Here is a 1,475-nt window from a genome sequence, read left to right on the forward strand (position 1 = left end):
CCTGTCTCTGTTCTCCGAGGCCCACTCCCTCGTCCTGACCGCCGGCGACGGCGGGAACCCCGGCGTGGAGATCGGCATGGTCGTCGCGGGGGGCGCCTGAGCCCGATGAGGTCGTCCGGCTCGGCGTCCGGCACGTCCCGGTCGAAGCGGGCGAGTACCGGCCAGCGCAGGGCGAAGGCCACCAGAAGCAGCATGACGAGGCAGAACAGCAGGTACATCAGTCCGATTCCGCGTCCCGGGCCGGTTCCGAGCACCCGGCCCACGCTGTCCGCCAGTACTCCGTCCTCGGCCAGCAGCGGGTCGAACAGCTTGACGCCGAGGGGAGCGATGAGGCCGTGGCCGATCGGCAGGGTGGACCAGGCCACCAGCGTGTTCAGTGCGAAGACCCTGCCGTGGAACCGCTGCGGCACCTTCACCTGCACGATCGTCGAGTACACCCCGTTGACCATCGAGATGGCGCAGGCCATCCCGAAGGCTCCGACGCCGATCAGCCAGAGGTCGGCGCGCAGCCCGGTGACCGCGCCGGCCAGGGCGAATACGGCGGCGAGCGCCAGCATGCCGCGCACCCGGTGTCTGCGGGGTCCGCCCCACACCCCCATGAGCAGTCCGCCCACGACGGCCCCGGCGCCGCTCGCCATCGCCACCCCGGCCGCGTCGTCCAGGGTGCCGAAGGACAGCACCAGCGGTGTCACCAGCAGGAAGAGGGGCGAGAGGAAGAGGTTCAGGACGGCGAACCACAGCAGCATCGAGCGGAATCCACGGTTGTGCCAGGTGTACGTGAACCCCTGTTTGATCTCCTCGACCACCGGTTCCCGGCGGCTCCACGGCAGCGTCCGGGGGAATCTGACGCACAGCAGCACGCCCACGGCGACGACGTAGCTGCAGATGTCGAGGATGAGCACGCCGCGCAGCCCGATGCCCGCCATGAGCGCGACCGCCACCAGCGGTACGACGAACTGTGCTGCGCCGAAGGCAAGTTGTACGGCTCCGTTGGCGTGCCCGAGGTACCGCTTCGGGACCAGTTGCGGAACGGCCGAGCTGTAGGCGAGGCGCTGGAAGGTGAGCGCCACGGACAGCACGGCGAGCAGGACGTACAGGTACCAGGTGTCCAGTCGTCCGGTCAGCAGAAGGGCGAGCATGGCGACCTGGCTGAGTCCGGCGGTGAGGTCACCGGCCAGCATGACCTTGCGGCGGTCGAAGCGGTCGACCACGGCTCCGGCCAGCGGACCGATGAGAATGCCCGGCAGCATCGCGACGACGGAGTACAGCGCGAACCGGGTCATCGACCCGGTCTCCAGCAAGATCCAGATGGGCAGGGCGAATTCGGTGAGCGCGGACCCCATGATGGAGGCGAGCTGGCCGAGCACGACCGTGAGGAAGCGGGCCATGCCCGGTTCCGCCCAAGCGCCGTCGTACGGGTGTGCGCGTCTCTCGTCCGACTCCATACGGTCCCCCCACCGTCGAGCCCTTCCGGT

At 69.4% G+C, this 1,475-nt stretch carries 1 protein-coding gene; it reads right to left on the reverse strand.

From position 1 onward, the window contains the following. On the reverse strand, window positions 1-1,475 hold a 1,475-nt coding region (locus tag ACWD3D_RS37015), incomplete at both ends, for an MFS transporter (RefSeq protein WP_451465016.1).

The sequence above is a fragment of the Streptomyces sp. NPDC002690 genome (assembly GCF_053592415.1).